Here is a 23,573-nt window from a genome sequence, read left to right on the forward strand (position 1 = left end):
AAGGATTTTTCAAATGACGACTGCATTTACCAAACTGCACGCCGGCCTGTTGGCGGCGATCCTCGCGCTGGTGCCGATGACCCAGGCCAGCGCCAAGACGCCGGCCGATCAACTGATCGTCGGCATGAGCATGGTCAACCTGTTTTCCATCGATCCTGCCAACGCGCCGGGCCTCGACGCTTCCGGCGTCAATGCCAATCTTTACGACACCTTGGTCAAGCGTGATCAGGGCAATCCGGAACAGCACCTGCCGCAACTGGCCGAGCGCTGGACGATCAGCGACGACGGCAAGCAGATAACCTTTCATTTGCGTCAGGACGTGAAGTTTCACTCCGGCAATCCGCTGACCGCTGAAGACGTGGCCTGGTCGTTGTACCGGGTGATGAAACTGAATTTCGGCCTGGCCACGACCTGGAAAGCCTACGGTTATAACGTCGACAACATCCAGTCACTGATCCGTGCCAGCGATGCCCACACGCTGGTCATCGACTTGCCGCAAACCATGGATCCGCTGTTGCTGATCGACTCGCTGGCGATCTCGCCGAGCGCGGTGGTGATCGATCGCAAAACAGCCTTGGCGCATGAGAAAAACGCTGACCTCGGTGCTAACTGGCTGGTGACCAACGAGGCCGGTAGCGGCCCCTTTGTGCTGAGCAAATGGACGGCGAACGACTCGTTGTTGCTGACCCGCTTCGACGGTTATTGGGGTGGTGCTGCCAAGCTCAAGCGGGTGGTGGTGCGGCACATGACGGAATCGCAGTCGCTGCGCCTGATGCTGGAACGCGGAGACCTCGATCTGGCGTACGGCATGGCCGCACCGGACATCCGCGCCATCGACGGTTCGGAAAAAATCCATGTTCAGTCACTGCCGCGCGGCACCATGTACTACGTCGCGCTGAGCATGAAACAGCCCGAATTTGCCAATCCCAAAGTGCGCGAAGCGGTGCGTAACCTGATCGACTACAAGGGCCTGGACGAACAGGTGATGCCGTATTACGGCCAGCTGAATCAGCAGCCGATGCAACTCAGTCTGGCGGCGCGCCTGCCGGATCCGGGTTATCACATGGACGTCGCCAAGGCGAAAAAACTCCTCGCCGAAGCGGGTTATCCGGACGGCTTCACCACGACCATTCGCACATTGTCAGAGCCGCCCTTCATCGACATCGCCGCGCGCCTGCAAGCGACATTGGCCGAGGGCGGGATCAAGGCCAGCATCGTCAACGGCACGGGCAACCAGGTGTACGGCGCCATGCGTGCGCGCAACTTCGACATCATCGTTGCGCGCGGGGCCGAGCGCTATCCGCATCCGTATTTCAGCCTGCGCACGTTTGCCTACAACCCCAACAACAGCGATGACGCCGGCCTGCCGAATTTCCAGGGCTGGCGCGCGTCGTTTTTCAGTCCGCAGCTCAATAGCCTGATTGATCAGGCCGGGGTTGAGCGCGATGCCGGCCAGCGCCTGAATCTGTATCACCAGGCGCAGAAAATCTACGACGAGCAGGTCGGCCCGATCATGATGATTTCGCAGATGACCGACACCGTGGTCAGCGCCGCCGACGTCAAGGGCTTCGCCGGTGATGATGCCGAGGCGACGCGTTATCTGGGGGTCTACAAACAACGCTGAACGCTGCCCGGTGCGTCGGCGTACGCGCCGGGTGATCCTCAATTCAATCCGAGAACATGCCCATGATTGCCAACATGTCTTCTACTGATTCGAGCGCCAAGCGGCGGTTGGATCGTACCCCCGGATCCAGCTTCGACGCCTTCTGCAAAAGTGCCCTGAAAGTCTTGCGGCACCTGCTGCGCAACCCGATGACCCTGGCCGGATTGCTGGTCGCGCTGGTGCTGGTGGTGGTGGCGCTGTTTGCGCCGTGGATCGCCACCCATGATCCGGTGGCGCAGAACCTCGCCAATGCCCTGCAGGCGCCGGGCGCTGCCCACTGGTTCGGCACCGATGAATACGGCCGGGATATCTTCAGTCGGCTGGTCTACGGCTCGCGCATCACGCTGTACATCATCACCCTGGTGACCGTGATCGTCGGCCCGATCGGGCTGTTTATCGGCACCGTCTCCGGCTACTACGGCGGTGTTGTCGACACGGTGTTCATGCGTCTCACCGACATCTTCATCTCCTTTCCCAGTCTGGTGCTGGCGCTGGCGTTCATCGCTGCGCTCGGTCCGGGCCTGGAACACGCGGTGGTAGCGATTGCGCTGACGTCGTGGCCGCCGATTGCGCGACTGGCGCGGGCGGAAACCCTGTCGTTGCGCAAGGCTGACTTCGTCGTGGCGGTCGAGCTGCAAGGGGCTTCGTCCACGCGAATCATCCTGCGGCACATCGTGCCGATGTGCATGTCGTCGGTGATCATCCGCCTGACCATGAACATGGCCGGGATCATCCTCACCGCAGCGGCTTTAGGCTTTCTTGGTCTCGGTGCGCAAGCGCCGTCGCCGGAGTGGGGCGCGATGATCTCCACTGGGCGTCGCTACATGCTCGAGTGCTGGTGGCTGGTGGCTGTTCCGGGGGCCGCAATCATGTTGGTCAGCCTGGCTTTCAACCTGTTGGGCGACGGCCTGCGGGACATTCTAGATCCGCGCAGCGAGTAATCGGAGGCTGTATGTCTGCAATCAAATTGAACGTCGAAGGGCTCAATGTGCGCTTCGTCAATGCTCAGAAAGAAACCCATGCCGTGCGTGACGTGTCCTTCACCCTGGGGCGGGAAAAACTCGCCATTGTCGGTGAGTCGGGGTCGGGCAAATCGACGGTCGGTCGCAGCTTGCTGAAGCTGCACCCGGCCAGCGCGCGGATCACCGCCAAGGCCATGCAGTTCGGTGAAGTCGATCTGCTGTCGGCCGGCGAAAAGGTCATGCAGAAGATTCGTGGCCAGCGCATTTCGATGATCATGCAGGACCCGAAATACTCGCTGAACCCGGTGGTCAAGGTCGGCGATCAGATAGCCGAGGCGTATCTGGCGCACCACAAGGCCAGCCGCAGCGAGGCCCGCGAGCGGGTGCTGGAAATGCTCGAAAAAGTGCATATCCGTGATCCGCAACGGGTCTACAACCTGTACCCGCATGAGGTCTCCGGTGGTATGGGGCAGCGCATCATGATCGCGATGATGGTCATCACCCGTCCACAGGTAATCATTGCCGACGAGCCGACCTCGGCCCTTGATGTGTCGGTGCGTCAGCAAGTGCTCAACGTGCTGGAAGAACTGGTCGAGCAGCAGGAAATGGGTCTGATTTTCGTCAGCCACGACCTCAACCTTGTGCGCAATTACTGCGATCGCGTGTTGGTGATGTACGCCGGCAGGGTGGTCGAATCGCTCGCCGCCGGCGATCTGCAACATGCACAACATCCCTATACCCGCGGCCTGATGGCGGCGTTACCGAGCATGGACAACCGACGTGAACGGTTGCCGGTGTTGCAACGCGATCCACTGTGGCTGACTTGCTGAGGAATCGACCATGTCCATGATCCAAGCACACGCGCTGAACCTGAGTTTCGGTGCCGGCCCGGCCCTCAATCAGGTGCTGCACGACGTCAGCCTCAGTGTCGCCGACGGCGAATCCTTCGGCCTGGTGGGGGAGTCCGGCTCCGGCAAGACCACCGTTTTGCGCTGCCTGGCTGGGCAGTACCGGCACTGGACGGGCGAGTTGAGCATTGCCGGCGCGCCGCTGCAGCACAAGATTCCCAAGGAACATTTCCGTCAGGTGCAGATGGTGTTCCAGGACCCTTACGGCTCGCTGCATCCGCGCCACACCGTTGACACGGCGCTGCGTGAGCCGCTGATTATTCACGGCGTACGCGACAAGGACGACCGGATCAACGAGATCCTGCTCAAGGTCGGTCTGAACGACAGTTACCGTTTTCGCTATCCGCACCAGTTGTCCGGTGGCCAGCGCCAGCGCGTGGCAATTGCCCGTGCGCTGATTCTCGAGCCGCGGGTGTTGCTGCTCGATGAGCCGACCTCGGCGCTGGATGTCTCGGTGCAGGCGGAGATTCTCAATCTGCTGGCGGATTTGCGCCGCCGCGAGAAACTCACCTACCTGATGGTCACTCACGATCTGGGCGTGGTCACGCACCTGTGTGATCGGGTGGCGGTGATGCAGCAGGGCAAGATCGTCGAGCTGCTCGACAGTCAGGCGCTCAGCCAGGATCTGGCAAGCCACGCCTACACGCGGATGCTGGTACAAGCCAGTCGTGATTTCAGCCAGGAATCGGCGTGCCAGCTCGCTGGTTAAACCGACCCATCAAGGAGCGCGACATGCCGCATTGCCTTATCGATTGCCCGCAAACCCTGGCCCGACGTGTCGGCGAGCAAACCCTGCTCGCTACCGTGCATGACGCCCTCGATGCCTTCGGCCTGTTCAAGGCCGGGGACATCAAGGTGCGCCTTAATACGTTCACGCATTACCGCTGCGGCGCGGGCGAGGACGATTTTATCCACGTCGTCCTGTCGGTGTTGTCCGGGCGCAGTGCTGAACAGCGCCGGCGTCTGGCCTCGGCGACCGTGGCGGCGCTGGTCGCTTTGCTGCCGGACGTCGAGTCGCTGTCGATGGAGGTTGTGGAAATGCCCCGCGAGACGTTCGTCAATCGCAGCCAATATCTGCAAGAAGCCGGATTGTCGGCCTGAACAAGGAGTGCTCATGCCTTATCGAAATGTTGTTCCGACGCAGCGCAAACAGCCTTTGGCCTTGTCGCTGGCAGCCACGTTAACGCTGGTTTGCAGTGTGCCGTCGTGGGCGCTGGAGGCGCCGGCAAAACTGCAGGTGCCGACCCTGGCCTACGATGATCAGCAGATCATCCTGGTCTGGGAAAAGCCCGCCGATCACGCCGATATCAGCGACTACCGGGTCTACGCCAACGGTGTGTTGCTGGGGGGCAGCAACGCCAACAATGACCGCGTCTCGCCGGCCAAACCTTACATCGACCGCTTCTACGAACAGGATGTTGCCGGTTTTCATCATCGCATCGGCATTCACAGTTACACCGCGCAAGGCTTGAAACCGGATACGGCCTATCGGTTCACCGTGCGTTCGGTGGGCGCCGATGGCAAGGAGTCGGCAGACAGTCCGGCCGTTGTACAGCGGACGAGCAAGGTCGCCGCCGTGTTCGATGTCAGGAAGTACGGCGCCAAGGGTGACGGCAAAAGCCTTGATACTTTGGCGATCCAGAACGCCATCGACGCCTGCACCCCCGGCTGCAAAGTATGGTTGCCCAAGGGCACTTACAAAAGCGGGGCGCTTTACCTGAAGAGCAACATCACCCTGGAAATCGCCGAGGGTGCAACGCTGTTGGGTTCCGAGCGTGCCGAAGACTATCCGCTGGCCGGCTACATCCAGTATCCGTATTCGAGCACCGTGCGCCCGGCGTCGCTGATCAATGCCTTGCCGCGTGATCCGCGTCAGCATCAGTCGTTCGAAAACATCCGCATCGTCGGCAAAGGCACGATTGACGGCAACGGCTGGAAGCGCCGCGCTGATGTCGTCGACGAACGCGGTCAGCCATTGCCGTTCTACCTGCCCAGCGACAATACCCGCTACCAGCAGGACGGCATTCTGGCCAAGGCGCAAGTCGAGCAAGCGGTGGCAAGCGGCATGAACGTCAAGGATGCCTACGGGCAGATGCGCTCGTCGCTGATCACCCTGCGCAACGTGAAAAACGTGTTCTACGGCGGTTTCACCGTGGTGAACCCGGCATTCCACGGGATCATGAACCTGGAAACCGAAAACGTAGTGCTGGCCAATACCACGCATAAAACCTACGACGCCAATAACGGCGACGGCATCGAATTCGCCAACAGCAAGGGCGCGCTGGTCTTCAACAACTTCTTTGATACCGGCGATGACTGCGTCAATTTTGCTGCGGGCACCGGGGCTGATGCCGTGCAGCAAAAGCCGCAGGAAGATGCCTGGATCTTCAATAACTACTTTCGCAAGGGTCACGGCATGGTGGTTGCCGGCAGCCATACCGGCGCGTGGATTCAAAACATTCTGGCCGAAGACAACGTTTCCGATGGCACCGATGCCGGACTGCGCATGAAGAGCACCAACTTCATGGGCGGCGGCGCGCGTAACGTGATCTTCCGCGACTCGGCGATCCGCAATACGCTCAAGCAGGCGTTCATTTTTACCCTCGACTACAACGATCCGAACGCCAAGCTGGATTACCAGCGCTCAACCATTCCCGGGCAGTTCCGCGATATCCGCGTCGCCGACGTGAGCGTCGAAAATGCTCAAGGCAAGGCGATCGAGGTCAAGGGCGACAGTCAGCACGACGCCTGGCATCAGGGGTTGGTGTTCGAGCGCGTGCGCTTCAGTGGTCCGGCCAAAGCGCAGATCGACGGGTTGAAGGATTCGCTGTTCGACCATGTGTCGTTCAGCGGGTATGGCGCTGCCAACCCGTGGCAAATCACCGGGAGTGTCGGGCTGACGTTCACGGATGTGCAGCCACCACCTCCGTAGAACCCTGATCAAGGTTTCGGCGATTTACCGAGGTCTTCCGAGTCGCTCGAAGTGGCAGCATCTTTTGCCGTTTCATGCGACTCGGCGCCGGAGTTCGAGCCCGACGCCTCTTCACCTTTCTTGTCGGCCTTGTCGGCGTTGGACTGAGCTTTGCCGGCCTGATTCACGCCAGGAAGCGCGGTCGGTGGCGCGGCAGACTCGTCAGCAGTCTTCGCGGCTGCCGAGGCGAAAAGCGAGCAGGCCGCGAGCAGGCCGGCCAAGGTGATCGCTGCAATTTTTCTGTTCATGATGGTTGTCTTCCGGTCGAGGCAGATGGTGATTCATTGGAAGCGCCCTGCGAGCGAAGGTGCCCGCGGTTGGACGAGCGGTTAGTCGCCTGCCGTCCGCATCATGTGAGGTCGACGATCTGGCTCCACTCAAGCCCGAACCGGCCGAGGTATTTCCTCAGTCGATCGGCATCGTTGGCTTGTGCCTTGGCCTGGCGCGATATTCCGAACAGTCGGCGGCCGGCATCGGACAAGCTGTCCGCCTGCCGGCACACCTCGATCACGGCCTTCAATTGCAAGCGGTCAAACAGATCCATGGTTTCGGCGTCCCCCGGCAATTCTCCTGAAATCGCCTGCGGTTGCGCCAAGCCCCACGCGTAGCGCAGCCGATCAATTTCCTCCTGCACCTGTGCCTCGTCGATACGTCCGCTGTCGGCCAGGGTCGCCATCCGCGTGATCGAGGCGGACAGTTCGCGGAAGTTGCCCAGCCACGCCGCCTCGCGAGAGCTGGCGAACGCCAGATAACTGCGTCGGGCTTCCAGGTTGAAACGCACCAGTTGCCCGTGTTCGCGGGCGTGGCGTTCCAGCTCGAAATCAATGTTCGGTTCGATGTCTTCGCGGCGACCGGCGAGGCCGGGCAGGTCGAACGTCCACAGGTTGATGCGCGCGTACAAATCTTCGCGGAACAAGCCATCAGCGACCCGGCTGCGCAGATCGCGGTGAGTGCCGGCGATGATCAGGAAATCACTTTCGACCTCCTTGTCCGAGCCCAGCGGAAAGAAGCGTTTTTCTTCAATCGCCTTGAGCAGCATCGCCTGTTCGTCTGCGCCCAGTTCGCCGATCTCATCGAGAAACAGCATGCCGCCATCGGCAGCGCGCAACAGGCCATCGCGAGCGTTCTGTGCGCCGGTGAAGGCGCCTTTGACATGACCGAACAACGCCGACATCGCGCCATCGCCACGCAAGGTGGCGCAGTTCACCTCGACAAAACGCCCCTGCATCTGATGGCGACTGCGTTTGAGTTCGTAGATGCGTCGGGCGAGGAAGGATTTGCCGGCGCCGGTCGGGCCGATCAGCAGCATCGGCGCCTTCGAGCGCACGGCCACGCGTTCGATTTGCTCGATCGAGCGGTTGAAGGCGGCGTTGCGTGTGGCGATGCCGGACTTCAAGAACTCCAGGCCTTCGAGGCGCTTGCTGGCGAAGCGCGAAGCGATGCGATCGTAGCGAGACAGGTCGAGATCGATCAGGGCATGCGTGCCGATGGCGTGATCGCTTTCGCTGTTGCGCTTGGCCGGGGAGGTCTGGATCAGCCGCGCCGGCAGATAGCGCGCCTCGGTCAGCAGGAACCAGCAAATCTGCGCGACATGGGTGCCGGTGGTGATGTGGACGAGGTAATCCTCGCGCTCGGTGTCGAAATCGTAGGCGGTGGTGAAGTCGTGCAGTGCGCCGTAGACCTCTTCGAAATCCCATGGGTTGCGCAGTGACATCGGGTGCAGGCGCACCTCGGTCTCTGGTGAAACCTGCTGGATGTCGGCGCGCACCCGCTCGGCGAGGCTGACGTCGCGGGCGTCGATGCCGTGAATCAGCTCGAGCCGGTTGATCAGCACGTCCTGCTGTTGGCACAAGCCAACGCTGGGGCGCCAATGGCTCCAGCGATTGGCGCCCTTGCCGACGCGATCAAGGGTGGCGCCGATAAAACCGATGGCGACGGTGTGCTTGTTTGGCATGTTTATCTCAAAAGATAAAAGACGATATCCAATGATAAGTATTCGGTGAGGGTTTTGTCGCCAATTCATTCGATGAAAAACGGATTAGTAAATAAAGTCGATTTAAATCAATAAGATATGAATTTTTTTCGAGAGAAATCAAAAGCTGGCACAGCCGCTGCAATACCTGTCGCAACGAACAGGACAACACAGCGAGACGCCAAGATGGCCAACTCAAATCTCTTCAACACGCAATCGAATCACCTGCCGGCCTGCGACACCTTGAATGCTTCCGGTGCCAGCGCTTATGCCTACAGCCCGAAGCATCAACTGGCGCAATTGGCAGTCACCGGTTGCCTGAACCAGACCTTCTACGCCTCCGCAGAAAGTCAGTTGGACCAAGTGTTGAAGCTGGTGGCCGAGCTCGACAGTCGTTTCGTGGCGAAAGCCGCGATCTACGCTCGCAAGAAAGGTCACATGAAAGACATGCCGGCATTGTTACTGGCGGCATTGACCGCGCAGCGCTCAAGTCTGGTGCCAGAGGTTTTCGAGCAAGTGATCGACAGCGGCAAGATGCTGCGCAATTTTGTACAGATCCTCCGTAGCGGTGCCACCGGGCGTAAATCCCTTGGCTCGCAACCCAAGCGTCTGGTGCAGAACTGGCTGAACAGCGCGACCGAGCGGCAACTGCTGCAAGCGTCGATCGGCAATCAACCGTCGTTGGCGGACGTGGTGAAGATGGTTCACCCCAAACCTGCCGAAGCGTGGCGCGAAGCGTTTTTCGCCTGGTTGATTGGCAAACCGGTGGAGGCAAAGGCCTTGCCGGAGCTGACCCGCGATTTGCTGGCGTTTCGCAGCGGCGCGAGTGATGAAGTGCCGGCGGTACCGTTTCAGTTGCTCGGCAACGAAACACTGAGCAAGGAGCAATGGGCCACTCAAGCCCGCAACATGGGCTGGCAGGGATTGCGCATCAACCTCAACAGCCTGGCGCGCCACGGCGCGTTTGAAGTACCGGGCTGCATCGAATATGTTGCGGCGCGGTTGGCTGATCCACAGGAAGTGGCGAAGGCGCGGGTGTATCCGTACCAGTTGTTGTCGGCTTATCGGATGATGGGCGAAAACACCCCGGCAGCGATCCGCGACGCCTTGCAGGAGGCGCTGGAGTTGTCGCTGGCCAACGTGCCCAAGCTTGAGGGCGCGGTGGTGGTTTGCCCGGATGTGTCGGGTTCAATGGGCAGCCCGGTAACCGGTTATCGCCCTGGTGCGACCTCGCAGGTGCGCTGCATCGACGTGGCGGCGTTGGTGGCTGCAGCGGTATTGCGCAAGCAGCCGGCTGCCCGGGTGATGCCGTTCGAGATCAACGTGGTGGGTATCCAGCTCAACCCGCGTGACAGTGTGATCAGCAACGCCGAGAAGCTCGCCGGCATTTTTGGCGGCGGCACCAACTGCTCGGCACCGCTGAAGAGGTTGGCGGACAGCAAGGCCAGGGTCGATACGTTGATCATGGTCTCGGACAACGAATCGTGGATCGATTCGCAGCGTTACGGTGCCAGCGAAACGATGCGGCAATGGGAGCGGATCAAGAAGCTCAACCCACAGGCAAGGCTGGTGTGCATCGACATCCAGCCAGGCCATGCAACACAAGCGGCGGATCGTGATGACATCTTGAATGTCGGCGGTTTCAGCGACGCGGTGTTCGACGTGATCGAGCAGTTCACCGGCGGCCAATACAGTGCGCAGCACTGGGTCGAGGCGATCGAAAGCGCGTCATGAATTGATTGATCACCGGCGCTGAATGCCGATGGGACTACATCCAAGACGTCTCATCAAGCCCTTGTCAGCGCCAGTGACGGCACGAATGCCTGATGGCTGTACATCCAAGGCCGGTTAAGTCCGGAGCGCGGCAACGCGCAACAGTCATCAACTTTTGTCGTGCCACCTTTTTTGCGGTTATTGGCAGCGAATGCGACAGGTACTCCATCGGAACGCGGGTTCGACTCCCGCCCCGGCAACGGGGGCTCAACTGGCAGAGCCACAGTGCCTGTGTTTTTGTCGCTGCGACTTACAGAACAACGCCGAATCATCGGCCAATGAATAAAGAATGAAGATATGAAAGAACACACTTACCAACTGCTCGAAGTCGCCAACGGCAAACCGATCAAACTCTGGACCGAAGGCGTCCCGGTGGAAAACGAAGCTCGCGAGCAGTTGATGAACACCGCGAAAATGCCGTTCATCTTCAAACATCTGGCGGTCATGCCGGACGTGCACCTGGGCAAGGGCTCGACCATCGGCAGCGTGATCCCGACCGTCGGCGCGATCATTCCGGCAGCGGTCGGCGTCGACATCGGCTGCGGCATGATCGCCGCGCGTACGTCGCTGACCGCCGCTGATTTGCCGGACAACCTGCACGGTCTGCGTAGCGCCATCGAGCAAGCGGTGCCGCATGGCCGCAGTTCAAACCGTTCGCGACGCGACAAGGGCGCCTGGGATGAAATCCCGCAGCAAGCCGATCAGGCCTGGGCGGGGTTGCAGCCACGGTTCAAGTTGATCACCGACAAGTACCCGAAACTGGCCAACACCAACAACCGTGGGCACCTCGGCACGCTCGGCAGCGGCAACCACTTCATCGAAGTGTGCCTGGATGAAGCCAACCGGGTCTGGTTCATGTTGCACAGTGGCTCGCGCGGTGTCGGCAACGCCATCGGCAACCTGTTCATCCAGATGGCTCAGGCGGATATGCGTCAGCACATCGCCAACCTGCCGGACCGTGACCTGGCCTACTTCGAAGAAGGCAGCCAGCACTTTGATGATTATGTGGAGGCGGTGGGTTGGGCGCAGGACTTCGCCAGGCAAAACCGTGAGCTGATGATGCGCGCAGTGATTCAGGCGACACGGCAGATTATTCGCAAGCCGTTTGAAGTGGCGCTGGAAGCGGTCAACTGCCACCACAACTACGTGCAGAAAGAGCGGCATTTTGGTGAAGAGGTGCTGGTCACCCGCAAAGGTGCGGTGTCGGCGAAGAAGGGTGAGTTGGGGATTATTCCGGGCTCGATGGGCGCCAAGAGTTTCATCGTTCGCGGTCTGGGCAACGAAGAGTCGTTCAGTTCCTGCAGCCACGGTGCCGGCCGCACCATGAGCCGCACCAAGGCGAAAAACACCTTCACCGTCGAGGATCAGATTCGCGCAACTGCCCACGTGGAGTGCCGCAAGGACGAAGCGGTGATCGACGAAATTCCGATGGCCTACAAGGACATCGACAAAGTCATGCACGCCCAGCGTGAGCTGGTGGAAGTGCTGCACACCTTGCGTCAGGTGGTGTGCGTCAAAGGATAAAGGAAAGCAGGTCATGGAACTGCAAGAGCGTCATCCGCTGTGCGCCACGATGCGTGCGCGGGTACTGGAAGAGCTGACGCGCATAGAGCGTGAACGCAATGTCACGGTGTTATACGCCTGTGAGTCAGGCAGTCGGGCCTGGGGTTTTGCCTCGACCGACAGCGATTACGACGTGCGGTTTGTCTATGTGGAGAAGCCCGAGTGGTTCGTCCAGGTCGATGCGCCGCGTGATGTGATCGAACGTCCGCTGGACGATGAACTCGACGTCAGTGGCTGGGAACTGCGCAAGACCCTCGGGTTGTTGCGCAAATCCAATCCGACCTTGCTGGAGTGGCTCGACTCGCCGCTGGTTTATCGCAGTGAAACCGCGCAGGTGGCACAGCTGCGCGAACTCGCCGAAGCGTTCTACAGCCCGCCAGCGGCGCGTAATCACTATCTGTCGATGGCGAAGAAGAACTTTCGCGGTTACCTGCAAGGTGAAACCGTCCGTTTCAAGAAGTACTTCTACGTGCTGCGGCCGCTGCTGGCGGTGCGCTGGATCGACCAGGGCCGCGGCCGGCCGCCGATGACGTTCGCCGACCTGCTGACCACCGTCGACGACCGCGCGCTGCTCGCGGAAGTCGACGAATTGCTGGCCCTTAAACGCAATGTCGACGAGAGCGCCTACGGGCCGCGTCGTCCGGCGTTGCACGGGTTCATCGCCGCCGAGCTTGAGCGCGAAGTGCCCACCTTACTCAGAACTCAGGAAGATTCGCGACGCCTGGATCGGTACCTCAGGGAAACCGTCGGGTTGTACGCGTAAGGAATGCAATGAAACAGGAAGTGATAGAACTGGACGGTGCCATCGGTGGCGGCCAGGTGTTGCGCAGTGCCTTGAGCCTGTCGATGGTGACAGGCCGGGCGTTTCGCATTAAACAGATTCGTGCCAAACGCAGCCGTCCGGGACTGCTGAGGCAACATTTGACGGCGGTCATGGCGGCGGCTGAGGTCTGCGGCGCGACGGTTTCCGGTGCGCAGTTGGGCTCGCAAGCGTTGAGCTTTGAGCCCGGCGCGATTCGCTCTGGCGATTACCAGTTCGCCATCGGCACGGCCGGCAGTTGCACGCTGGTGTTGCAGACCTTGTTGCCAGCGCTGTTGCGGGCACCAGAGGCGAGTCGGGTGCGCATCTCGGGTGGCACGCATAACCCGCTGGCGCCGCCGACCGATTTCCTCTCGCGCAGTTGGCTGCCGCTGCTGCGGCGTATGGGCGCCAACGTCGAGCTGGACTTGTTGCGACATGGATTTGTCCCGGCAGGCGGTGGCGAGATTGAAGTGAACGTGCAACCGTCGAGCCTGACGCGGATGGACCTGTGTGAACGCGGCGAAGCCATTTCGCAACAGGCGTCGGCGCTGACCGCCGGGCTGGCACCGACGGTGGCCGAGCGTGAGTTGAGCCAGGTGGCCAAGCGTTTGAGTCTGCCGCCTGCGGCGCTGCAACATGTCACGCTCGATCCGGCGCGGGGACCGGGCAATGTGTTGTTGCTGGAGTACGCATTCGAGCACGTCACCGAGGTATTCAGCGCGTTTGGCCAAGTGTCGTTACGGGCAGAAAAAGTAGCCGACGCCGCGATCAATCAGGCCGCCGACTGGTTGCGCAGTGGTGCTGCGGTCGCCGAGCACCTTGCCGATCAGTTGCTGTTGCCAATGGCGCTGGCCGGTGGCGGCTCCTTCACTACGCCGCGCATGACCGAGCATCTGCACAGCAATATCGCGGTGATCGAGGTGTTTTTGCCGGTTCGCATCGATTGTCGGGAGGAGGGCGCGGATCGTTTGCGCGTTGAGGTCAGCGCCAATTGATAGTCAGCCTAGGGGCGGTGGGATTTCATCAGGAAATCCCACCGCCCTTTTTTACGTCCGCAAAAAACTCGCGAAAGGCGGCAAATTGCTGGCCCCCGGATTTTTGCTTCCCCGGCAAAATCGCCTTTTTTCAAAAGGTTAGGTTGGCTCTATGCGGACGATTGTCATCACCGTTGCAACGCTTTCCCTGGCTGTTTTCGCGGTGGGGGTGCAGGCGAAAGAACTGAGCAAAAGCCATCGCTTTGCCTGCACCTGGGGCTCGGACATTGCTGCCGGTGCCCAGCAATCGAAGTTGTCGGGCGTCTCGCTGTACGGCGCACGCAAACAATTGCAGGTGCGCCGATTCCAGCAACCGTGGATGCGCATGACCGCGATGGGGATTACCGAGCAAACCTACAACAGCACCTCGAAGCTCAAGCCGGCGGCGGTCAAGCAGACCTATTACGAACAATGCGTGCGCCACGAACTGGCCCAGCGATAACGCAGAAAGCCCAACCTGTTCAGGTTGGGCTTTTTCATGCCTGACGAAATGCCAGGGTCACTTTTCACTTTCGCAATTGACCATCCACGAAACGCCAAAACGATCCACCAGCATGCCGAAGCGCACCGCCCAGAACGTCGCTTCTAACGGCATGTCGACGCGCCCGTCCTTGGCCAAGGCGTTAAACACTCGATCGGCTTCAGCAATGCTGTCGACATTCAGCGAAATCGAGCAGCCGCTCATGCCCTGAGTCGGGCGGTCGGGAGTGGTGTCCGAGGCCATGATCATCTGGTCTCCGACCTTCAGACAGGTATGGATGATCAGAGAGTGATGCTCTTTGGGCACATGCTCGGCGGCGGGTGTCTCTCCGAACGTCATCATCGCCTCAAGCTTCCCTTGCAAGGCTTGCTCGTAAAAGGTGAACGCCTCACGGCAGTCACCATTGAAGATCAGGTACGGGTCGATTCTCATGTCTCTGCTCCCGGCAGTCAGGCGCGGAGCGTGGCGGGGGGGTCGCCGGGTTCCGCGTAGGGCGGTTAAAACATAGCAGAGCGTTGGACGCCGGAAAGGCCTGAGTCTTCCAGATGTTTTTGTTCTGAAAAACGCGTCGACAATAACGCGCTCGTCGTTTGAAGTTCAGTCGTAGCGCTGGAGTACCATAACGCACCGCCATCACCAGCAGAGTCCAATGCCCCATGCCTGATCTATCGCGTTTCACCTCTTTGTTCGATCAGGCGCAGCGAGCCTTGCGGCTGGTCTGGGGGACATCGCGAGGCTTGTTTCTGGGGCTGGTGCTGGCAACGTTGGTGGCCGGGCTGCTGCCGGCACTGGCGGCATGGTTGGGGCAGCGAATTGTCGATGCCGTGGTGGCGGCGATGCAGTTGCACGCACAATACGGCAGTGCGCCGCTGTGGCCGGTGTTGCGTTATGTGTTGTTGGAGGCCGGGGTGTTGGCGCTGCTGTCTGGTACACAACGGGCACTCTCGGTGCAGCAGTCGCTGTTGCGGGTGCAGCTGGGGCAGAAGGTCAATACGCTGATCCTGGAAAAAGCGCAGACCCTGTCACTGGTGCAGTTCGAGAACTCCGAGTTCTACGACAAACTGGTGCGTGTGCGTCGCGAGGCGTCGACCCGGCCACTGGCGCTGGTCATGAAGTCGTTAGGCTTGATTCAGAACCTGATCATGCTGATCAGTTTTGGTGTGCTGCTGGTGCATTTCTCCCCTTGGGCGCTGGTGCTGCTGGTGGTCGGTGCGTTGCCGGTGTTCTTTGCCGAGGCGCATTTTTCCGGTGACACCTTTCGGTTGTTCACCCGCCGCGCGCCGGAGAGTCGGCAGCAGAATTACATCGAAACCTTGCTGTCCCACGAAACTTATATCAAAGAGGTCAAGCTGTTCGGCTTTGCACCGTTGCTGCTGCAACGCTACCGCGACACGTTCGCCAGGCTGTATGTCGAAGACCGGCGCCTGACACTGCGGCGCGACGGCTGGGGTTTCGGCCTCGGCCTGCTCGGTACTGCGGCGTTTTACGTGGCCTATGCCTGGGTGGTGATCGATGCCGTGCATGGCCAGATCAGCCTCGGTCAGATGACCATGTATCTGGTGCTGTTCAAACAAGGCCAAAGCGCCGTGAGCAGCAGCCTGAGTGCGATCAGCGGCCTGTACGAAGACGGCCTCTATCTGACCAGTCTTTATGAATACCTGGCCGAACCGGTGCAGTTGGATACCGGCCACCTGACTGTTGGAGTGTGCCCGGGCGATGGTTTGCGCTTCGAAAATGTCGGCTTCCGTTATCCCGGTGCCAGTCGGCCAGCGCTGGAAAACATTGACCTGCAACTGCTGCCAGGCAAGAGCATGGCGCTGGTCGGCGAGAACGGTTCAGGCAAGACCACACTGATCAAGCTACTGACCCGGCTCTATCGCCCCGACCAAGGGCGAATCCTGCTCGACGGCAGCGATTTGCAGGATTGGCAGGAGACCGCGTTACGTCGGCGAATTGGCGTGATTTTTCAGGATTACATCCGCTACCAGTTCAGCGTCGGAGAAAACATCGGCGTCGGCGATACCTTGGCGTTCAACGACTCGCAACGATGGAAAGAGGCGGCTGCCCAAGGGATGGCGGCACCCTTTATCGAAGGACTGGACAAGGGTTATGCCACGCAACTGGGACGCTGGTTTGCCGGTGGCCAGGAGTTGTCTGGCGGGCAGTGGCAGAAGATTGCCTTGTCCCGCGCTTACATGCGCCGTGAGGCCGACATTCTGATCCTCGATGAGCCGACTTCCGCCCTTGATCCGGCGGCCGAAGCGGCGGTGTTCGAGCATTTCAGCCAGCACAGCGAAGGTCGCATGACGTTGCTGATTTCCCATCGATTTTCCAGCGTGCGCAATGCCGACCACATCATCGTCCTGCAACAAGGCCGGATTCTGGAGCAGGGTGGCCACGATCAACTGATCGCCGCGGCCGGGCATTACGCGCAACTGTTCGATTTGCAGGCTCGCGGCTACCGTTAAGTGTCCCGTCCGCTGCGCACAGTCGCAGGCCCGGCAACCCGAGGGACGGGTGGGCTTTGCATCAAGTTGTCGAGCGCCTTGCGATAATTCTGCCCGCCGAGCGCCATGCTGTTGTTGTGCGTCGCGCCCGGCACCAGCAACAGGCGCTTGGGTTGTTGCGCGGCGTTGAACAGTTGTTCGCTGAAACGCGGTGGCACGAAAGCATCAGCCAGGCCGTGCACCACCAGCAGTGGCATATGAATATCGGCGATCTTGTCGATCGAATCGAATTTTTGCGACAGCAGCCAGCGTACCGGCAGGGAAGTGTTGGCCACGGAGGCGGCAACATCCGCCAGCGTGGTGAAAGTGGACTCGATCACCAGCCCGCGCACAGGAAGCGCGGAATGATCGCGGGCGGCGGTCTGCCCGAGTTCTGCGGCCAGATCGATCGCCACGGCGCCACCGAGGGAATGTCCGTAGATCAGGCGTTTGGACGGATCCGGTTGCAGCAGTTTGAAGCGCTCCCACGCCACCCGCGCATCTTCGTAAACGCTGCTTTCCGATGGCAGATCACCGTGACTCTTGCCGAATCCGCGATAGTCGATGGCCAGCACTGAATAACCCGCCGCGCGCAGTTGCTCGATGCGGAACAGCTGCCCGGTGAGGTTCCAGCGCACGCCATGCAGATAGAGAATGGCCGGCGCGTTGGCCTTTTCCGCCGGCCACCACCAGGCATGAATGTTCTGCCCGGCCTTGAAGCTCTTCGGTTGCAGGTCGAGTTCCTGCACGCTGCCGGGCAGGCCGCGATACCAACCGGCAGTGCCCGGTTCGATACGAAACAGCAGTTTGCGTTCGGTGTGTTCGAGTACGGCACAACTGGTCGGCACGCCGATAATCAGCGCGGCCATGCAGGCGAACGCCAAACGGCGGCGGCGCAGACGCGTCACGAAGGACAGGAACATTAAACGTTTCACCCAGGCGCAGACAAAGAAGGCTTTTTACCAGATGACTTGGTCTGCGCGTGAGTTTTTCGACCACCGTCCCGGCGCAACGATTACAAAATGCTGCAACGACTCACACCACCCGTAGCACGATCTTGCCGATATGGTCGCCGGCCTCCATGTGCGCGTGAGCTTGAGCCGCGTCGTTGAGTGAATAAACCTTGTCGATCATCGGCAGGCAGCGCCCGGCAGCCAGTGCTGGCCAGACGTGCTCGCGCAGTTGAGCGGCGATCTCGGCTTTTTCGGCAGCGGTGCGGGCGCGCAAGAGAGATCCGGTGATGGCCGCACGTTTGGCCATCATTGCCAGCAGATCAAAGTCGTTGGCCCGCGCGCCGCCGAGGAAACCGAGCATGACCAGACGGCCATCCATCGCGAGGGCGCTGACGTTATCGTTGAGGTACGAGCCGCCCATGATGTCGAGGATCACATTGACGCCCTGGCCTGCGGTTTTCTCGGCGATCACCTCAGCGAAGTCCTCATCGCGATAATTGATCGCTTGACCACCCAGTTCGCGAATCGCTGCGCATTTGTCCGGGCTGCCGGCGGTGGCAAACGCTTCTATGCCGAATTCTCGGCACAGCATCAGTGCGGTAGTTCCGATGCCGCTGGTGCCACCATGAATCAATGCGCGTTGACCACGGCTGGCGCCGCCGAGACCGAACAGGTTGGCCCACACGGTGAAGAAGGTTTCCGGGATCGCGGCTGCCTGCACCCAGTCCACGCCATCAGGAATCGGCAGGGTCTGGCCGGCCGGGACTGCACAGTATTCGGCATAACCGCCGCCATTGGTCAGCGCGCAGACTTTGTCGCCCACGGCGAACTGGCTGACACCTGCCCCGAGTGCCACGACTTCACCGGCGACCTCCAGCCCGGGAATCGGGTTCATGCCGGGTTTCATCGGGTATTTGCCGGCACGCTGCAAGGCGTCCGGCCGGTTGATTCCGGCGGCGTGTACGCGGATCAATACCTCGCCTTCTGCGACGGCTGGAAGCGGCACGCGTTTGGGTTGCAAGACGTCGGGGCCACCGGGTTCGATGATTTCGATTCGGGTCATTTCGTTGGGCAGCGACATATCGATTCCTGTTGGCATAAGTTCTGTAGATGGGAGCGTACTGCGCGCGCAATGATTCCCTTCAATTTGCACAGCAGCGCTGCTCAATACGGGCAGGCAGCCATTTCATGGCCTGCTCCAGCAGCAACGCCACGACGATCGCGACAGCGGCAATGATGAACAACAATGCGTGATGACCGCCGCTGGCATTGAACAGCGCTGAATAGGCAAATCCGGCCAACGCCTGAAACGTGGCGAACGAAACCGTGGCACGGCTCCAGGCGATTTGCTGGCGATGGTGCTCCGGCACCAGTTCATGCACCCGCGCCAGGGCCAGCGGCACGATGCCAGGCGGAAATGAACCGAGAATCACCGCCAGCAACGCCAACGCCAGAAACGAATGGGAGATCGCCAGCAGTCCGAGGGCAAGCGCCTGCACCACCAGCACCAGACGAATGCCGGACCTTGCGCCAAGCTGATCGGCGAGAAAGCCATAACTCACCGGGCCGACAATCGCGCCCAAGCCATACATCACCCAGATCAACGCACCGATATGCGCACCGGCACCGAGTCCACGCGCCACGTAATCCACCAGAAATACCATCGCCGGTACCAGGCCGGCAGCCATAAAGGCGTATTGGGCGAACAGCAAGTACACCCCGCGCGGTGTTGGTTCTGCGGACACCGCTTCTTGTGTAACGACCGGGTGGAGGAAATCAGGCGGCCAGCCAAACCAGCTCAGCGCGGTCAGCAACAGGGCCAAAGCCCCGAGGCCCAGCCACGTCGCCTGCAAACCCAGACTCAACAGCGGCGGCACAAGCGTCCCGGAGCCGGCAATGCCGAGACCGATGCCGAGGAAGATCGCGCCACTGGCCAGCCCTTTACGCGCCGCCGGAACATGCGGCAGGACCGTCGCGGCGACCAGCACCATGATCGCGCCGCCGGCGATCCCCGACAGCAGCCGCCAGCCGAAGAACCAGCTCACCGACAAGGGAAACGCACAGGCAAAAAATGCGGCGGTGACGATCAGCATCATCAACCGCAAGGCATTTTTATTGCCGAGCTGGCGCGCTGTCGGCCGACCGAGCAGCGCGCCGATCAGGTAACCCACCAGATTGGCCGCACCGAGGTAAACCACATCATTGGCGCTAAACCACTGCGCTTCAATCAGCGAAGGAATCAACGGCGTGTAAGCGAAACGTGCCAGTCCGATGCTGACCAGGCTGGCGCACAGGCCTGCAAAGATCGGCAACCAGATACCGGTGGGACTTGGAGTGCGCATGTCAGCAATCTCGTGGAAGGTTTATGGCGCTCAGCATATCGGCTATCTTTGCTGCGTTAATGCAGCGATTAAGCGGCACGCTGATGCGTATTTGCATCGCCTGGAGACAGTATGAATTGGGATGACGCACGGGTATTTCTCGCCGTTTGCCGCGAGTCGACACTGCGCGGGGCCGCACGGATTCTGGGGGTGGATCAGGCGACCGTCGGGCGGCGGATCACGGCGCTGGAAAAGTCCCTGGGCGCGACGTTGTTTTTGCGCACCTCCGACGGCTACGCCTTGACCGCCGTCGGCGAAGCGGCGCTCAAAAGCGTGGAGAAGATGGAGCATTCGGCGCTCGAACTGGAACGGCAGATTCAAGGCCTGGACGATCGCCTGACCGGCACGGTACGCGTCAGTACCACCGATTCGCTGGCCATCGATTTTCTGATTCCGGCGATTGCCCGTTTGCACGAGCAGCACCCGGACGTGTGCGTGCAGCTGGATGCGTCCACACAGATTCTTAGCCTGGCCAAGCGCGAGGCGGATATCGCCGTGCGCAACACCCGGCCGGACAATCCGGACCTGATCGCTCGGCGAATTGCCCGATGGCCAGTGGGGCTGTTCGCTTCTCAAGCCTATATAGACGCCAATGGCGTGCCGCAGCCGGGCACGGCATTTGAAGGGCATGATCTGGTGGTTTATCAACCGTATCTGCAAGGCAAAAAGGACCTGACGTTGGTATCGGAGCCAATGAGTCGCGGTCGTATCGTTGCCAGCCTCAGTTCCAGTTTGCTCGTTCGTCGTTCGATTGCAGCAGGGTTGGGTGTAGGAGAAATCCCTGTGTACATGGGCGAGCGCGATGGCCTGATCAGGCTTTGGCCGGAGCGCACCACGCCATTGCCCTATGAGGTGTGGCTGGTAACCCACGCGGACCTGCGCCATACCGCACGGGTGAGGGCGGTGATCGAGAAGATTGTCGATGTGTTCGCGTCGGAGAATGACTAGGCAGGAGCTGTTTTGGCAGGGCTACAACCTCTGATGAAACGGCCTACACCAGAGGCAGAATCTCCCGGCTTGTCAGCATTCTGGATGCGGCCTATCGTTTCATCAGCTCGGTGAGGGGGCGCACGCTCGCACTGATGTCAATACCAGGGACGGTATCGGTTTAACCAGGAAGGTGTCGAGTTGAACGACAGTGAAGCGAGTCAGTACCCATACAGTGAACCATTGAACGAAATCCGGAATACACAAACCATGAGCACGATAAGCCGCGAAGAGTTCGATGCCAGGATCGAGACCATTGAGACGAGAATGGATGCTCGGATGGAAGGTGTATCGATGAGAATCGATGCGTTTCTGGCGGCTCAGGCAGAGCGGGACAAGGCCAACGGCCGGATTCAGTCAGAGATGGACAGGGCTCAAGCAGAGCGAGACAAACGTTTCGAACTGATGTCGTCTGCCATCCAGACCATTGCAGAAGAGTCGAAAGAAGCGATCAAACAAGCGAGTACCACGAAAGCCAACGTCTGGGCAGCGACTGCCGTTCAATTGGTAGGGCTCGTTGCGATCGTCGTCGGTGCCTGTTATGCCAATCAAGCCAACATGTATGCAGCGATCCAGACCACGTTGGCGGCGATTCAGGCGGGCAAGGAGTTCACCGTCCCAATGCCCCCGACGCTGCCATGGCTCAACCCGCCACAATAAAAACGGCCTTCATCGGAAGGCCGTTTTTGTGGGCATAGAAACTCCACATCATGGCATCTGCGGCAACTCCTGCGGCCGCAAGTCGAACACCAACACCTCGGCATCGACACCGTTGCTCAAGGTCAGCAACTGTTCCTCGCGAACCCGCACGCCGTCGCCTTCACGCAGTTGCTGGCCATTGAGTTCGACACTGCCGCGCGCCACATGCACATAGGCATAGCGGTTGGCCGCCAGTTCCAGCGTGGCGCTTTCCTTGCCGTCGAACAGCCCGGCGAAGACCCGTGCATCCTGGCGCACTTTCAGTGAACCGTCGTGGCCGTCCGGCGAAATGATCAATTGCAGACGACCGCGTTTTTTCCCGGCGCTGAAATGTTCCTGTTGATAGCGCGGTTTGGCGCCGCTGACTTCTGGCACGATCCAGATCTGCAGGAAGTGCACCGGTTTGGTCGCCGAATGATTGAACTCGCTGTGCGCCACACCGCTGCCGGCGCTCATCAGTTGCACGTCACCCGGGCGGATAACCGAGCCGGTGCCCAACGTGTCCTTGTGTTCCAGCGCACCTTCCAGCACATAGGAAAAGATCTCCATGTCGCGATGCGGGTGCTGGCCGAAACCTTTACCGGCAGCAACGCGGTCGTCGTTGATCACCAGCAGGTCGGAAAAACCCTGTTCGCGAGGGTCGCGATAGCTGGCGAAGGAAAAAGTGTGAAAGGACTTCAACCAGCCATGATTGGCGAGGCCACGATCGGAGGCTTTGCGAAGGGTCAGCATGATGAAATCTCCTTGCGGGACGTGAATTCGTCCGAGTGAGGAGAAGGTTACTGGTTACTGTTCAGTGCAATAAGTAGATGGAAATTGAAAGACTGTCCTGATCAGGTTGACAGTTGTGCGACGCGCTTCGCATAAACTTTTGCGCCCCGAATGTCGTACTTGTCCATAATGTCTGGCCTGTCTCATGTCTCCTTGATTTAAGTGATGTCTTCCCATGAAAACCGTGGCAATGGTGCTGTTTCCCGACTTTCTCCTGCTCGACATGGCCGGGCCATTGGAGGTTTTTTCGGTTGCCAACCGCTACCTGAAAGCCGAAGCGCATTATCAATTGATCACGCTTGGCACTGAACGTGGCCCGCTGCGGGCATCCAATGGCGTGTTGGTACATGCTGATCGGGCCATTGATGATGCCGATACAGAGCGTTATGACTTGCTGCTGGTGCCGGGAGGCCCCGGTGCCTACAACCAGCAGTTTCCGGCGCTGTTCGCCTGGCTCAAGGGCGCTGTTCAGCGCGTCGATCATTACGGTTCGATCTGCACCGGCGCCTTTGTACTGGGCCATGCCGGATTGCTGGACGGTTATCGGGTGACCACCCACTGGAACTACACCGAACGGCTGATCAAGGGCTTTCCGAGAGCCCATGTCACCACGGATCAGATCTATGTCGAAGATCGCAATCTGATCACCTCGGGCGGTGTCACGGCCGGGATCGATATGGCGCTCGCCGTCATCGCCCGCGATCACGGCAAAAAACTTGCCCAGGATGTGGCCAAAGTCCTGCTGGTGGTGATGAAGCGGCAGGGCGGGCAGGCGCAGTTCAGTCCGCTGATGGCCGCTGTGGCTCCGCAAGAAACACCGATCACCCGCGCGCAAAGCTACGTGCTGGAGCATCTCGACGAAGCGTTCACGGTCGAGCGCATGGCCGCCATCGCCAACATGAGTGCGCGGCACTTTGCACGGGTGTTCGCCCGTGACATCAGCATGACGCCGATGGAGTTTCTGCAAAGTGCGCGCATCGACTGCGCGCGCAATCTGCTGGAAACCAGCGATCTGCCGCTTAAAACCGTGGCTTACAAAAGTGGCTTCGGCAGTGTGCGGCACATGCGTTCGCTGTTCGCTGAAAAGCTCGGCCTGACCCCTGCGCAATACCGCGAACAGTTCAGCTAGAGCGCTTGTGTCCGTCTGGCGCACCCGGATGTCCGTAC

22 protein-coding genes are annotated in these 23,573 nt (G+C 60.2%); 15 read left to right on the plus strand and 7 right to left on the minus strand.

Annotated elements, in window-relative coordinates; translation table 11 throughout:
* Positions 1-13 precede the first annotated feature (13 nt).
* From QOM10_RS10460 to QOM10_RS10485, 6 genes are all read left to right on the plus strand, one after another.
* Positions 14-1,624 carry an ABC transporter substrate-binding protein gene (locus QOM10_RS10460; protein WP_102902871.1) on the plus strand — a complete coding sequence of 537 codons (1,611 nt, stop codon included), beginning with the start codon at positions 14-16 and terminating at the stop codon, positions 1,622-1,624.
* 62 nt (positions 1,625-1,686) lie between these two features.
* Positions 1,687-2,604 (plus strand): ABC transporter permease, encoded by a 918-nt coding sequence (locus QOM10_RS10465; RefSeq protein ID WP_038364768.1) that lies wholly within the window; start codon positions 1,687-1,689, stop codon positions 2,602-2,604.
* Between the two features lie 11 nt (positions 2,605-2,615).
* The gene (locus tag QOM10_RS10470; protein ID WP_026000816.1) at positions 2,616-3,455 is read left to right on the plus strand and encodes an ABC transporter ATP-binding protein; all 840 of its coding nucleotides are present in this window, start codon (positions 2,616-2,618) and stop codon (positions 3,453-3,455) included.
* A gap of 10 nt (positions 3,456-3,465) precedes the next feature.
* Positions 3,466-4,242 carry an ABC transporter ATP-binding protein gene (locus QOM10_RS10475; RefSeq protein ID WP_150774024.1) on the plus strand — a complete coding sequence of 259 codons (777 nt, stop codon included), beginning with the start codon at positions 3,466-3,468 and terminating at the stop codon, positions 4,240-4,242.
* A 23-nt stretch (positions 4,243-4,265) separates the two neighbouring features.
* Positions 4,266-4,634: a 5-carboxymethyl-2-hydroxymuconate Delta-isomerase gene (locus tag QOM10_RS10480; protein WP_150774025.1), complete on the plus strand. Its 369-nt coding sequence runs from the start codon at positions 4,266-4,268 to the stop codon at positions 4,632-4,634.
* Positions 4,635-4,647: 13 nt separating this feature from the next.
* Positions 4,648-6,465 (plus strand): glycoside hydrolase family 28 protein, encoded by a 1,818-nt coding sequence (locus QOM10_RS10485; protein ID WP_316917977.1) that lies wholly within the window; start codon positions 4,648-4,650, stop codon positions 6,463-6,465.
* A gap of 8 nt (positions 6,466-6,473) precedes the next feature.
* On the opposite strand, the gene QOM10_RS10490 is transcribed toward QOM10_RS10485, so the two are convergent.
* Together QOM10_RS10490 and rtcR are read right to left on the minus strand one after the other, a co-directional pair.
* Positions 6,474-6,752 carry a hypothetical protein gene (locus QOM10_RS10490; protein ID WP_316917978.1) on the minus strand — a complete coding sequence of 93 codons (279 nt, stop codon included), beginning with the start codon at positions 6,750-6,752 and terminating at the stop codon, positions 6,474-6,476.
* A gap of 101 nt (positions 6,753-6,853) precedes the next feature.
* Positions 6,854-8,458, minus strand: coding sequence for an RNA repair transcriptional activator RtcR (gene rtcR, locus QOM10_RS10495; protein WP_316917979.1), 1,605 nt, complete (start codon positions 8,456-8,458; stop codon positions 6,854-6,856).
* A 204-nt stretch (positions 8,459-8,662) separates the two neighbouring features.
* Here rtcR and QOM10_RS10500 point away from each other — a divergent pair, with 204 nt between their 5' ends.
* From QOM10_RS10500 to QOM10_RS10520, 5 genes are all read left to right on the plus strand, one after another.
* On the plus strand, positions 8,663-10,210 hold the full coding sequence (locus tag QOM10_RS10500) for a TROVE domain-containing protein (protein WP_127926623.1): 1,548 nt from the start codon (positions 8,663-8,665) through the stop codon (positions 10,208-10,210).
* A gap of 336 nt (positions 10,211-10,546) precedes the next feature.
* A complete protein-coding gene (locus QOM10_RS10505; protein WP_316917980.1) occupies positions 10,547-11,773 on the plus strand; it encodes an RtcB family protein in 1,227 nt (408 codons plus the stop codon).
* Positions 11,774-11,786: 13 nt separating this feature from the next.
* Entirely contained in the window at positions 11,787-12,575 is a 789-nt protein-coding gene (locus QOM10_RS10510; RefSeq protein WP_316917981.1) for a nucleotidyltransferase domain-containing protein, read from the plus strand.
* Positions 12,576-12,583: 8 nt separating this feature from the next.
* A complete protein-coding gene (gene rtcA / locus QOM10_RS10515; RefSeq protein WP_127926626.1) occupies positions 12,584-13,609 on the plus strand; it encodes an RNA 3'-terminal phosphate cyclase in 1,026 nt (341 codons plus the stop codon).
* Positions 13,610-13,760: 151 nt separating this feature from the next.
* Complete coding sequence (locus tag QOM10_RS10520; protein WP_016987808.1) at positions 13,761-14,090, plus strand: hypothetical protein; 330 nt, start codon at positions 13,761-13,763, stop codon at positions 14,088-14,090.
* A 57-nt stretch (positions 14,091-14,147) separates the two neighbouring features.
* Here QOM10_RS10520 and QOM10_RS10525 read toward each other — a convergent pair whose 3' ends face one another.
* Positions 14,148-14,561: a VOC family protein gene (locus QOM10_RS10525; RefSeq protein ID WP_150752119.1), complete on the minus strand. Its 414-nt coding sequence runs from the start codon at positions 14,559-14,561 to the stop codon at positions 14,148-14,150.
* A gap of 224 nt (positions 14,562-14,785) precedes the next feature.
* Here QOM10_RS10525 and QOM10_RS10530 point away from each other — a divergent pair, with 224 nt between their 5' ends.
* Entirely contained in the window at positions 14,786-16,597 is a 1,812-nt protein-coding gene (locus QOM10_RS10530) for an ABC transporter ATP-binding protein (RefSeq protein ID WP_316917982.1), read from the plus strand.
* Here QOM10_RS10530 and QOM10_RS10535 read toward each other — a convergent pair.
* The 3 genes from QOM10_RS10535 to QOM10_RS10545 form a co-directional block, all read right to left on the minus strand.
* Positions 16,594-17,538 (minus strand): alpha/beta hydrolase, encoded by a 945-nt coding sequence (locus QOM10_RS10535; RefSeq protein WP_316917983.1) that lies wholly within the window; start codon positions 17,536-17,538, stop codon positions 16,594-16,596. The genes QOM10_RS10530 and QOM10_RS10535 overlap by 4 nt on opposite strands.
* 112 nt (positions 17,539-17,650) lie before the next feature.
* On the minus strand, positions 17,651-18,649 hold the full coding sequence (locus tag QOM10_RS10540) for an NAD(P)H-quinone oxidoreductase (RefSeq protein WP_316917984.1): 999 nt from the start codon (positions 18,647-18,649) through the stop codon (positions 17,651-17,653).
* Between the two features lie 61 nt (positions 18,650-18,710).
* Positions 18,711-19,910, minus strand: coding sequence for a YbfB/YjiJ family MFS transporter (locus QOM10_RS10545; protein ID WP_316917985.1), 1,200 nt, complete (start codon positions 19,908-19,910; stop codon positions 18,711-18,713).
* Between the two features lie 111 nt (positions 19,911-20,021).
* On the opposite strand from QOM10_RS10545, the gene QOM10_RS10550 reads away from it, so the two are divergent.
* Together QOM10_RS10550 and QOM10_RS10555 are read left to right on the plus strand one after the other, a co-directional pair.
* The gene (locus QOM10_RS10550) at positions 20,022-20,897 is read left to right on the plus strand and encodes a LysR family transcriptional regulator (protein ID WP_150752124.1); all 876 of its coding nucleotides are present in this window, start codon (positions 20,022-20,024) and stop codon (positions 20,895-20,897) included.
* A gap of 180 nt (positions 20,898-21,077) precedes the next feature.
* The gene (locus QOM10_RS10555; protein ID WP_316917986.1) at positions 21,078-21,596 is read left to right on the plus strand and encodes a hypothetical protein; all 519 of its coding nucleotides are present in this window, start codon (positions 21,078-21,080) and stop codon (positions 21,594-21,596) included.
* A 48-nt stretch (positions 21,597-21,644) separates the two neighbouring features.
* Here QOM10_RS10555 and QOM10_RS10560 read toward each other — a convergent pair whose 3' ends face one another.
* Positions 21,645-22,367: a pirin family protein gene (locus QOM10_RS10560; protein ID WP_127926633.1), complete on the minus strand. Its 723-nt coding sequence runs from the start codon at positions 22,365-22,367 to the stop codon at positions 21,645-21,647.
* A gap of 214 nt (positions 22,368-22,581) precedes the next feature.
* On the opposite strand from QOM10_RS10560, the gene QOM10_RS10565 reads away from it, so the two are divergent.
* Positions 22,582-23,535, plus strand: a complete 954-nt coding sequence (locus QOM10_RS10565; protein ID WP_127926634.1) for a GlxA family transcriptional regulator — start codon at positions 22,582-22,584, stop codon at positions 23,533-23,535.
* The last annotated feature ends 38 nt before the right edge of the window (positions 23,536-23,573 follow it).

It is taken from the genome of Pseudomonas sp. P108, from assembly GCF_032613195.1.
GTDB lineage: Bacteria > Pseudomonadota > Gammaproteobacteria > Pseudomonadales > Pseudomonadaceae > Aquipseudomonas.

Bases quoted from the DNA above. Each gene is read 5' to 3' on its own strand.
- QOM10_RS10460 (WP_102902871.1), top strand. From the start codon at position 14: ATGACGACTGCATTTACCAAACTGCACGCCGGCCTGTTGGCGGCGATC.
- QOM10_RS10465 (WP_038364768.1), top strand. From the start codon at position 1,687: ATGATTGCCAACATGTCTTCTACTGATTCGAGCGCCAAGCGGCGGTTG.
- QOM10_RS10470 (WP_026000816.1), top strand. From the start codon at position 2,616: ATGTCTGCAATCAAATTGAACGTCGAAGGGCTCAATGTGCGCTTCGTC.
- QOM10_RS10475 (WP_150774024.1), top strand. From the start codon at position 3,466: ATGTCCATGATCCAAGCACACGCGCTGAACCTGAGTTTCGGTGCCGGC.
- QOM10_RS10480 (WP_150774025.1), top strand. From the start codon at position 4,266: ATGCCGCATTGCCTTATCGATTGCCCGCAAACCCTGGCCCGACGTGTC.
- QOM10_RS10485 (WP_316917977.1), top strand. From the start codon at position 4,648: ATGCCTTATCGAAATGTTGTTCCGACGCAGCGCAAACAGCCTTTGGCC.
- QOM10_RS10490 (WP_316917978.1), bottom strand. From the start codon at position 6,752: ATGAACAGAAAAATTGCAGCGATCACCTTGGCCGGCCTGCTCGCGGCC.
- rtcR (WP_316917979.1), bottom strand. From the start codon at position 8,458: ATGCCAAACAAGCACACCGTCGCCATCGGTTTTATCGGCGCCACCCTT.
- QOM10_RS10500 (WP_127926623.1), top strand. From the start codon at position 8,663: ATGGCCAACTCAAATCTCTTCAACACGCAATCGAATCACCTGCCGGCC.
- QOM10_RS10505 (WP_316917980.1), top strand. From the start codon at position 10,547: ATGAAAGAACACACTTACCAACTGCTCGAAGTCGCCAACGGCAAACCG.
- QOM10_RS10510 (WP_316917981.1), top strand. From the start codon at position 11,787: ATGGAACTGCAAGAGCGTCATCCGCTGTGCGCCACGATGCGTGCGCGG.
- rtcA (WP_127926626.1), top strand. From the start codon at position 12,584: ATGAAACAGGAAGTGATAGAACTGGACGGTGCCATCGGTGGCGGCCAG.
- QOM10_RS10520 (WP_016987808.1), top strand. From the start codon at position 13,761: ATGCGGACGATTGTCATCACCGTTGCAACGCTTTCCCTGGCTGTTTTC.
- QOM10_RS10525 (WP_150752119.1), bottom strand. From the start codon at position 14,561: ATGAGAATCGACCCGTACCTGATCTTCAATGGTGACTGCCGTGAGGCG.
- QOM10_RS10530 (WP_316917982.1), top strand. From the start codon at position 14,786: ATGCCTGATCTATCGCGTTTCACCTCTTTGTTCGATCAGGCGCAGCGA.
- QOM10_RS10535 (WP_316917983.1), bottom strand. From the start codon at position 17,538: ATGTTCCTGTCCTTCGTGACGCGTCTGCGCCGCCGCCGTTTGGCGTTC.
- QOM10_RS10540 (WP_316917984.1), bottom strand. From the start codon at position 18,649: ATGTCGCTGCCCAACGAAATGACCCGAATCGAAATCATCGAACCCGGT.
- QOM10_RS10545 (WP_316917985.1), bottom strand. From the start codon at position 19,910: ATGCGCACTCCAAGTCCCACCGGTATCTGGTTGCCGATCTTTGCAGGC.
- QOM10_RS10550 (WP_150752124.1), top strand. From the start codon at position 20,022: ATGAATTGGGATGACGCACGGGTATTTCTCGCCGTTTGCCGCGAGTCG.
- QOM10_RS10560 (WP_127926633.1), bottom strand. From the start codon at position 22,367: ATGCTGACCCTTCGCAAAGCCTCCGATCGTGGCCTCGCCAATCATGGC.
- QOM10_RS10565 (WP_127926634.1), top strand. From the start codon at position 22,582: ATGAAAACCGTGGCAATGGTGCTGTTTCCCGACTTTCTCCTGCTCGAC.